General features: G+C 47.8%; 6 protein-coding genes. All 6 read right to left on the bottom strand.

Features of this window, described 5'->3' with window-relative positions:
- Positions 1–501: 501 nt before the first annotated feature.
- The 6 genes from VF724_RS07075 to VF724_RS07050 all read right to left on the bottom strand — a co-directional run bounded on the left by VF724_RS07075 (position 502) and on the right by VF724_RS07050 (position 7586).
- The gene (locus tag VF724_RS07075) at positions 502–1302 is read right to left on the bottom strand and encodes a substrate-binding periplasmic protein (RefSeq protein WP_371753531.1); all 801 of its coding nucleotides are present in this window, start codon (positions 1300–1302) and stop codon (positions 502–504) included.
- Between the two features lie 232 nt (positions 1303–1534).
- Positions 1535–2101: a uracil-DNA glycosylase gene (locus VF724_RS07070; RefSeq protein WP_371753530.1), complete on the bottom strand. Its 567-nt coding sequence runs from the start codon at positions 2099–2101 to the stop codon at positions 1535–1537.
- Complete coding sequence (locus VF724_RS07065) at positions 2098–2928, bottom strand: DUF72 domain-containing protein (RefSeq protein ID WP_371753529.1); 831 nt, start codon at positions 2926–2928, stop codon at positions 2098–2100. The genes VF724_RS07070 and VF724_RS07065 overlap by 4 nt, the downstream gene beginning before the upstream one ends.
- A gap of 3 nt (positions 2929–2931) precedes the next feature.
- The gene (locus VF724_RS07060) at positions 2932–5952 is read right to left on the bottom strand and encodes a DNA polymerase III subunit alpha (RefSeq protein ID WP_371753528.1); all 3021 of its coding nucleotides are present in this window, start codon (positions 5950–5952) and stop codon (positions 2932–2934) included.
- A gap of 183 nt (positions 5953–6135) precedes the next feature.
- Positions 6136–6309 (bottom strand): hypothetical protein, encoded by a 174-nt coding sequence (locus VF724_RS07055; protein WP_371753527.1) that lies wholly within the window; start codon positions 6307–6309, stop codon positions 6136–6138.
- A gap of 101 nt (positions 6310–6410) precedes the next feature.
- Positions 6411–7586 (bottom strand): sugar ABC transporter permease, encoded by a 1176-nt coding sequence (locus VF724_RS07050; protein WP_371753526.1) that lies wholly within the window; start codon positions 7584–7586, stop codon positions 6411–6413.
- Positions 7587–7589: the final 3 nt, after the last annotated feature.

The following is a 7589-nucleotide window of genomic DNA, read 5'->3' as shown; positions in this document are numbered from 1 at the left end:
CGGTAGATGGGGATTCGGATGACTTCTTGTTTTGTCGTAACCGACCGGAAGTACCGTCCATGTTTATGCAGATGACGTCCGCAATCCTCGCAGCAAATCAATACGTCGGGGGAGCCATTTTCGTACATACGTAAATAGGCCTTGCAAGAACGGCCGAAGTGGAGTAGTTTGATCATGTAGTGTGAAATGCTCCCGCTCATCCTCGCCAAAGGTACGGGAGCATTCTCCTTTTTTAAACAACAATAGCCTACTCCCACGACATTGTACAGAAGGGATTAGGCTATTGTCGGGTACATTTTCGGTTTGGCTCCGCCAAACCGAATGGCGAATCCATGGCTATTTCCCGCCATATAATGAAGCGGCGAACAGCATATATCCCAAAAAATCATTCAAAAATTCCAAGTTTTAAACAACTCCCCATGCACCCGATAATGATCATAAAAGATGATTCGGGCAGGCTGACCATATTCAGCCTGCCCGGTATAAGCTTGTCATCAAATGTTATTTCAAATTGGCAGTAACGTCTTCACCGAACCATTTTTCAGATATTTTCTTCATGCTTCCGTCCTTTTGCATCTCCGCAAGAATTTGGTTCGCCTTGTCTCTTAGCTCGGTATCTTTCTTTTTGAAGCATAACGCCATCGGCTCCGCATCCGGGCTTTCCCATACAAGAGCCAGTTTATCCTTATTGTTTGAGATATAGTATTTTGCAACGACGATATCGACCACAACCGCATCCAGCCTGCCTGCCTCAAGGTCCATAAAAGGCTGCGTTACAAGCGGATAAGATGTCAAGTTGTCCTTTTCAAGTTTGCCTTGATTTATGAGATCTTTGCAAAAATCTTCGGAAGTAGTGCTCGCCTGCACACCCACTTTTTTGCCTTTCAGGTCTTCAGGCGATTTGATATCCGTAGTCGTCTTATTGGTTACAATAACCAGCTTGTTGGCTATGTAAGGGTTTGTGAGCGAATGGTTCTTCTGCCTGTCTTCATTGATACTTACAGAGGATATGATTACATCAAACTTGTCCGTCTCCAGCGCATCAAAAATTCCTGTCCAGTCGTTTGAAATGAACTGCACATCACTTTTTCCAAGTCTTTTCGCCAATTCCTTGGCAACATCGACATCAAAGCCAATCGTTGTTTTGCCGTCCTTATCCTTATACTCCATTGGAGGATAGCTGTCATCGACTCCCACTCGCAGTACATTGTTGTTTGCCCCGCCTCCGCAAGCGCTCAAAGCAAATGTCAAGACCAAAAAAAACGCCAAACCTGCAATCAAACCTTTCTTTTTGAAAAACATTGTTGACGTCCCCTTCCATTTACTATTTTCTCTATCGCCTTGAATTTATAAATCATAGAACAAACATATATTACAACAAAAGCTGTCTGCTTACAACATGACATAATTCGGTTTATTTATACTGAAATTCAACATTTTTCCTGAACTTTTTCGCCGTTTTCTTCCATAAAAAAAAGCAGCTTTGGGCTGCAATATCATTTTGACATAATTGCCCATTTCGGATTTGCTTACGTTAGTAAACCCGCTTTCTTGCTTCGGTCAGATCCTTTTTCAGCCATTCTTTTTTGTCTTCGTCATGAAAAACCGCCGCCGGGTGATAGGTGGGCATTATTTTGATTCCGTACTTTTCCTGCCATTCTCCCCTGATTTGCGTGATCTTTGCCTTCGGATCGATCACCGCCTGAACGGCAACGCTCCCCAGGCAAACAAGGACTGCGGGACGAATTAACGTGATTTGACGGATCAAAAACGGCAAAGCTTCCTTGATTTCCGATTTTCTCGGTGTTCGGTTGCCGGGCGGCCTGACTTTTAACACATTCGTCACATAACAATCCTCCCTGCAGATTTGCGCCTCCTGCAAATATTTATTGAGCAGCCGGCCGGCATTGCCTACGAAAGGGCGTCCCAATTCGGCCTCCTCTTCCCCCGGGGCTTCCCCGATCAGCATGAATTTCGCATGTTCCGGTCCTTCGCCAAAAACAATGTTTTCCCCGGCTGCCGGCAGAAAAGTACGGGTACAGACGTCATTCAAGGTTCGCAGATCGGTTATACTGCCCAAGGTGATCATGGCGACCGTCATATCAAAATCACCTCATCCTTGGAAGCTTCCTTCATCGACATTTCCGCTTCCAACATCCGCTTCTCCAGCAGCTCCTTCAACATGCGGCCATTGATCGCAGCTTGCGCCCGGTAATGATTGTTCATGCTGATAAAGGTCTTTTCGGTCCGCTCCGCAAGCTTTAAAATTTTCGGAACCCATTCTTTCAATTGCTCTTCGGTATATAAGTAATCGTACCGTTCATGGGATTCTTGATGATGCCACCATTTTTTGTAATTGCGTCCATGAAAGCGGATATAGCCGATTTGGCTTGTAGCTCTGATTACCGGAGGAACCAAAGTTTTGAACTGCGGTTCGTCCACACAAACATATCCGATCTCTTCTTCTTCCAGAAGCCGGAAAACGCCTTCTTCAATCCATTCTTCGTGCCGAAATTCAACGGCAACCGGGATGTTCCCCAGCCATTCCTTGAACTGCTTCAAGTAATCCCGGTTCTTGTCCTTGTTGCGAAAGCTCGTCGGAAACTGAGCCAGAACACAGCCGAGTTTGTCCGCTTCAATCAGCGGTTTTAAAGCTTCCCTGAATTCGGAAAAAAGCGGTTCATTCTGTTCCCGTTCATGGGTCATCCCCTTGTTGGCTTTAATCACGAATTGAAAATGCTCCGGCGTCTGCTCATGCCACTTTTGCAGCATCGATGCGGCAGGCATTCTGTAATAGGTCGTATTGATTTCCGTAAATGGAAATTCACGGGCGTAATACTGCAGCAATTCTTTTTTATTCAACTTTTCCGGGTAAAAAATTCCCCGCCAATCCTCATAGCTGTAACCGGCAGTTCCGATGAGAAGCATGGGTCAACCTCCGAGCGCTTTGATTTTTTCTGCAACGATTCGGAAAGTCATTTCCTCGATCCGCAGAATTCCTTCCACTATAATTCCCTGCGGATTCAATTCATATAAGCCATGCTTGTAGATTTTGGGGTACAAAACAACTTCGGCCATCTCGGAGTGATCCTGCAAAACAAGCCACAAGACATAGTCCCGGTCACCTGCCGGCTGACGCCTGCTGTGAATCACGGTTCCGCAGATCCGGACCCGGGTATTGTTTTTCAGATCGCCCAAAGCTTCAATCGGAACGATTTGATACTGTTTCAAAAATTGCCGCCACTTTTCCGAGGGGGTTGGATCTAGTGAAAACCCAAGCCATGTTTTTTCCATTCTTCTCCTTTCACTTTTGGAAAAATCATCAACTGAATCCGGGGATTCATCGTCAAATAAATCGGAATTGGAATCATTCAAGAACTTTAACATTTGCCTCCGGTTATTTCCCAAACGATCGCACGCTCCTGAAGCGATCCACGCTTCCAGAACCGAACCTTTGATCCGGCGGGTTTTCATCCTCGATATAAGATCCTGCAGGGAGTCAAACCTTCCGTCTTTCCGGCGGGAGTGCAAAAGGGAAGCAACGGCTTCCACTCCGGTTCCTTTAATGGCATCCATACCTACGCGAATTCCAAGTTTCCCGGCTCGAAAACCAACACCGCTCTCGTTCACATCCGGCCCAAGCAGGGAAATTCCCATTTTTGCAGTTTCTCTGTAATATACCCTTTTATCGTAATAGCCTCCTTGCAAGCTGAGCAAAGAGGCCATATATTCCTTTGGATAATGCGTTTTCAAATAGACGGTCCAGTAGGAGAGGCAGGCATAGGAAACACTGTGCGCCTTGACAAAACTGTATCCCACAAACCGCTCCAGAAAATGGAATGCGGCGGAAGCGCGTTCTGCCGACCGTCCTCGTTCCATCGCGCCGCGAATAAATCGTTCCCGGTGGTATTCCAGGGCATCCATCCTTTTTTTGGAGAGCGCGCTTCTTAAAGAATCCGCTTCTCCCATCGAATAGCCGGCTACCGCATGAGCGATTTGCATCACCTGTTCCTGATATAGAATCAAACCGTAAGTGCCCGAAAGAATCGGTTCCATTTCCGGCAATAAAAAATCGCTTTTTTCTTCCCCTCGCCGTCTTCGAAGATAAGTTTCCACGATGCCCTCTTCCCAAGCTCCCGGACGATACAGAGCGACAAGCGCGGTAAGATCCTCCAGATTTTCGGGCCGCATCCTCCGCATCAGATTCCGAATTCCCATGCTTTCCAATTGAAAACAGCCGATCGTATTCCCTTTTTCCATGGTTCGAAAGGTTTCCGGATCATCCAGGGGAATATCCCCCATTTCCATTTCCTTGCCCGAAAGCTCCTTGATTGCCTGAAGCGTATCACGAATGACGCTGAGAATTCGCGATCCCAACAAGTCGATTTTCAATAGACCAAGCGCATGAATATCTTCTTTGGTCAAGGAGGTCATCCATTCTCCGTTTGGTCTTTGCTGCAAAGGGATCGTGCGCGCCAAATCTTCATCCCCAATCAGAATACCCGAAGGATGAGCGGAGTGATTTCTGGGCAATCCTTCGATCTGTTCAGCCAAGCGGAACAAAGATTTGTACGGTTCTTGGTCCATCGGCAGCTTTTGCAGTTCAGGCAGCGTTTCCAGACAATGGCGGATTCCTCCTTTTCCGGAGAAAGCAGGAAGAAGCTTCGCAAGAAGGTTAATGTGTCCAGAAGGCAGATTCAAACATTTCCCCGCCTCTCTGACGGCCCCTCTGGTACCGAAAGTGTTTACAACACCGATGTGGGCAACCCGGTTTGCCCCGTACTTACCTTTTAGATAATGCAGGATTTCGGAGCGTCTGATCTGACAAACATCAAGATCGATATCCGGCAAATCGGGACGGTCCAGGCTCAAAAACCGCTCGAAAGAAAGTCCGTAAACAAGCGGATTGACTTCCGTAATGCCAAGCAAATATACCACAAGGCTACCGGCTGCGGAACCTCTCCCCGGTCCGATGGGAATTTTTCTTTGCCGCGCAAATTGAACCATATCCCAAACGATGAGAAAATAGGAAGCCAATCCGCGGCTGATAATGACATCCAATTCCTTGTTCATCCGATTCATGATCCGCTCTTGTTCCGAAGGATCCATCGCATCCATATCAAAACGTTTCCGCAAGCCTTCCTTGCAAAGATGTTTCAACAAGTTTTCCTCATGCTCCTCTTCAGGGACAGGGAACTTCGGGAGTCTGCTCCTTCCCGATTCCAATTGAAACCGGCATCGCCGCGCGATTCGCACCGTATTCGCCAAAGCCTCTGGCAGATCGTGAAACTTATCCTTCATTTCCTGCGGAGAGGGAAGATAAAAAGAGCCCGCGCCCGATTGCCGACGAGGATGGCAGTTTTGCAGAATAGGAAGCAGAGATGCATCCTCAGGAGCAAGGTAACGAACTTCATGGGCGGCAACGAGCGGAATCCCCGTTTTTTGGGAAAGTTGAACCGTTCTTGCGGTCAAAGTGCCATCTTCTTCAACACCGTGATTTTGAAGTTCCAAATAAAAATTTTCGGTTCCGAACCATCTTGCATATTCCAACGCTCTCTCTTCGGCCTGATCCATTTCACCGTTCGAAAGCAGTCGATGGATGATTCCTCCGCGTCCTCCGCTTAGCGAGATCACATCCCCCCCTGGAGCTTCGCATGGATTGAAGCCGCTATTCAACCATTGAACGATTTGTTCATATCCTTTATTTGTTGCCGCCAACAGAAGTAAAGACTCACCTGTTTCACCCACTTTCATTTCGCAGCCAATGATCGGATGAATGCCATATTTCCTCGCCAAATCATAAAAGCGGATGGCTCCGTGAATCCCGCCTTTGTCTGTGACTGCTAGCGAAGTCATCCCCCACTCCTTCGCCTGATGAATCAACTCCTCCAATCGGCATGCGGCTTCCGGAAAACTATATTCCGTATGTACATGCAGATGTACAAACTCCATCACGATACCCCCGATAAGAACGTTAGTTCCTATTATACTAAGAGTACAGAAAAGGCGTCCATTGGATGTTGTTTCCTTCGTGAGGCGTCGATAAAAGCGTATAGCCCTTCCTTTCAAATCGGCGTTTTACTTCCTCGTAAGTCAGCTTGTCCCGGATGAATTGCCTAAGTACCCCTTCCGAGCCTAGCGCAGCCGACGTTTTCTATGCACTAACCTTTCTACGTTTGCAGACGCAAGCTTGGGTATCAGCCAAACGGAAGCCAGCATGGCGATAAAGAACATCCCGCAAAATACCGTCTTGACGAAAAAAGCGCTGCCCGTAAAATGCAAAAAGCTGAACAATACGACCGCCGCCATCGTTTTATCCCAACCGCCTCCGCCAAACAGATAATAAGCTGCCCCACCGATCGAGAATGCGGTATTCCGGCCATCATTCCGAAAGCCTCTTGTACAACTGTCTAACCCCTTTTTTTGCGCGTGGCGACATCAAAGATCACGGCGGCGGCCAACACCAGCCCGCGGATCATATATTGATAGGAAATGCCGACTCCCATCAAATTCATCCCGTTGGAGAGAGAGGACATGACAATGGCTCCGATAATTGAGCCCGTCACTTTGCCGACACCTCCGGCTGCGGATACGCCGCCTACGAATGCTGCCGCAATCGCGTCGAGCTCGAATAATGTACCCGCCGTCGTCGTGGCGGACTGCAAGCGCGCGGTAAAGAGAATGCCCGACAGTCCCGTAAGCAGCCCCATGGAAGCAAATACGAAGTAAGTGATCTTCTTCACGCTGATTCCGCTTAAGTTCGCGGCTTCCGGATTGCTGCCCACCGCGTAAATATGCCTGCCGAGAACGGTGGAAGTCGTCAAAACGTGATAAATCGCAACGACGATCAGCACGATGATCACCGTCCAGGAAAATCCGTTGTAATTCGCCAAAATCCAGGTGATATAGGCAATGATGAAGGAAACAAATACCAGCTTTATAGAAAACATGCTTTTCGAGATCACTTCAAACTTGTACTTCAGCTTGTTTCTTCGCTTCGATAATTCGCCGAAGATGTAAGCGGCAATGATCAACCCGCCGATAATCAGGGAAAGCAGATTCATGCCGTGCACTTTTGCGATCGCGGGAATAAATCCGTTGCCGATAGCGTTAAAATGGTCGTTTTTAATAATGATCGTTCCTGTTTTTTCCGTCACCTGCAGGAGCGCCCCTCTGAAAAACAGCATCCCTGCAAGGGTAGCCACAAACGCCGGTATGCCCACTTGGGCAACCAGGAAGCCGTTGATTAAACCGATCCCGACTCCTAAGACCAGGATAATGGGAATCGTCAAATAAACGGGAGCGCCGGCCTGAGTGAGAAGGATCGCAGCTATTGCGCCCAAAAATCCGGAGGCGAATCCAACCGACAAATCAATGTGCCGAATGACTATGACCAGCGTCATGCCGACAGCCAGCACGGCAATGTAGCCTGTAGCGTCGATCAAATTGCTGATGTTTCTGGAGGACATGAAAAGCCCGTCCGTCAGGATGGAAAAGGTCAGCATGATGACAAACAGCGCGATATACATGCCGTATTCGCGAATATTCGCTTTAAGCAGCGATCTCGCTTCGTTAACAATATTCACAGG

It is taken from the genome of Ferviditalea candida (assembly GCF_035282765.1).
GTDB classification, from domain to species: Bacteria; Bacillota; Bacilli; order Paenibacillales; family KCTC-25726; genus Ferviditalea; species Ferviditalea candida.
The sequence above is the reverse complement of the archived record's forward strand: the minus strand, read 5'-3'. Positions and strand labels throughout refer to the sequence as shown.